The organism is Acidovorax delafieldii 2AN (assembly GCF_000175235.1).
Taxonomy (GTDB): Bacteria; Pseudomonadota; Gammaproteobacteria; order Burkholderiales; family Burkholderiaceae_C; genus Acidovorax; species Acidovorax delafieldii_B.
Genome location: NZ_ACQT01000399.1, coordinates 1 through 2,241, shown reverse-complemented (window position 1 = coordinate 2,241; position 2,241 = coordinate 1). Strand labels below are relative to the sequence as shown.

General features: G+C 68.1%; 2 protein-coding genes. One reads left to right on the top strand and one right to left on the bottom strand.

The annotated features are described in order from the left end of the window. On the top strand, window positions 1-1,284 hold a 1,284-nt coding region (locus tag ACDELDRAFT_RS21555; RefSeq protein ID WP_005800527.1), incomplete at its 5' end, for an AMP-dependent synthetase/ligase. Window positions 1,285-1,308: 24 nt separating this feature from the next. Here the strand turns inward: ACDELDRAFT_RS21555 and ACDELDRAFT_RS21550 are convergent. Further along, the coding region (locus ACDELDRAFT_RS21550; protein WP_005800525.1) for a saccharopine dehydrogenase family protein at window positions 1,309-2,241 on the bottom strand (933 nt) is incomplete at its 5' end.

Sequence of the window (2,241 nt, the reverse complement as noted above, 5' to 3'; positions counted from 1 at the left end):
GCCATCGTCTACACATCCGGCACCACGGGCAAGCCCAAGGGCGTAATGCTGACGCACCGCAATGTGGTCAGCGACGTGAAGGCTGTGCTCGAGCGCATCGTGCCCACGGCGGACGACGTGTTCCTCTCGTTCCTGCCCCTGTCGCACACCTTCGAGCGCACTGGCGGCTACTACCTGCCGATGGCGGCGGGCAGCTGCGTGGCTTACGCCCGCTCGGTGCCGCTGCTGGCCGAAGACCTGAAGGCCGTGCGCCCCACGGTGCTGGTGTCGGTCCCGCGCATTTACGAGCGCATCCACGCCAAGCTGCTGGAAAAGCTCTCGCCCACGCCCTGGAAGATGCAGCTGTATGAAGCCGCGCAGAACAAGGGCTGGGCCCGGTTTTGTGCATCCCAGGGCCTGCCAGCCCCCACGCCGGATGCCAGCAGCCAGGCCGCAGGCTGGATGGCCGCCCTGCCCTGGCCCGTGCTGCAAGCCCTGGTGGCCAAGCCGCTGCTGGCCCAGTTTGGTGGCCGCGTGCGTGTGGCGGTGAGCGGCGGCGCCCCGCTGTCACCCACCATTGCCAAGTGCTTTCTGGGCCTGGGGCTGCCGCTTATTCAAGGCTACGGCATGACCGAGACCGCACCCGTGGTATCGGTCAACGCGCTGGGCGACAACGACCCGGCCTGCGTGGGCAAGGCCTTGTCCGGCGTGGAGGTGCGCATTGGCGACAACCGCGAGCTGCAGGTGCGCGGCCCCATCGTGATGAAGGGCTACTGGAAGCGGCCCGAAGACACCGCACGCATCCTCGACCCCGAGGGCTGGCTGGGCACGGGCGACCAGGCCGAGATCGTGAACGGCCGCATCTACATCAAGGGCCGCATCAAGGAAATCATCGTCACCTCCACCGGCGAGAAGATTCCGCCCGGTGACCTTGAACTGGCCCTGCTGGCCGACCCGTTGCTGGAACAGGCCTTCGTGGTCGGCGAGAACCGCCCGTTCATCGCCTGCGTGGCGGTGGTCAAGCGCGGTGAATGGGTGCGCCTGGCGGCCGATCTGGGCCTGAATCCGCAGGCTGCAGACAGCCTGAACCATCCCAGCGTGCACCGCGCCGTGCTGGCCCGCATCGAAAAAAACACGGCCAGCTTCGCCCGCTACGCGGTGCCACGTGCAGTGCACCTGACGCTGGAGCCGTGGACGATCGAGAACACCTTCATGACGCCCACGCTCAAGCTCAAGCGCAGCAATCTGGCGGTGCACTTTGCCCATGCGATCGAGGGCATGTACCAAAAGCCCGCAGGACGTTGAGGCGAGGGCCTCGGCCTTGGCATCTCAAGAGGCCAGCGCAGCTTCAGAAGCGCAGGCCGCCCCGAACCGGTTCGCCAGAAAATCCGCCAGGCGCACCGCCTCCTGACCAACAAAGCCCCGCGCGGGTAGGTGGCCCGTGGCCACCAGGTCGAGCGCCGTGCAGATGCCCGCCGCCGTGGTGCGCTGGATGGCGCTGAGCGTGTGCCCCGCCACCTCGGCGCCGACGATGCGGGCCGAATACGAATGCTGCACCAGACGCCCGCCGCGCAGACCCGACGCGGTGGCGAAGACGACGATCACGTCCTGGTCGGTGGAGGGGATGGCGGCTTCCAGAATGTCCTTGAGCAGATCGCGCCGGTCACGCAGGCGCAAGTCGTTGAGCAGCAGCCTGAGGATGGCGCAGTGGCCGGGGTAGCGGATCGATTGGTAGTCCACCTGCCGCGCCCGGCCCGCCAGCGTTTCCGTCAGCGTGCCCAGCCCGCCCGAGGTGTTGAAGGCCTCGTATTCCACGCCGTCCAGTGCGAAGGTCTCCAGCCCTTCCAGCGCAGGCACCGTGGTGCGCACGCCGTCCACGATGGCTTCGCAGGGGTTGCAGTATTCGTTGATGAGGCCTTCCGTGCTCCAGGTCAGGTTGTAGCGCAACGCGCCCTGCGGGTAGCGCGGCAGCGCCCCCACCCGCATGCGCAGCGTGTGCAGTGTGTCGAAGCGCCGCGCCAGGTCGTGGCCCACCACGCCGATGAACCCGGGGGCCAGGCCGCACTGGGGCATCAGCACACTGCGCGCGGCGGGGGCCAGCGCCCGTATGGCCCGCGTGCTGGCCACGTCCTCGGTCAGATCGAAATAGTGCACGCCCACAGCGGCGCAGCGGGTGGCCACCGCCACCGCACAATGAAACGGCAGGGCGTTGAGCACGGCAAAGCGGCCATCGATGACGGCCTGCAGGCCCGCGTCGTCGCA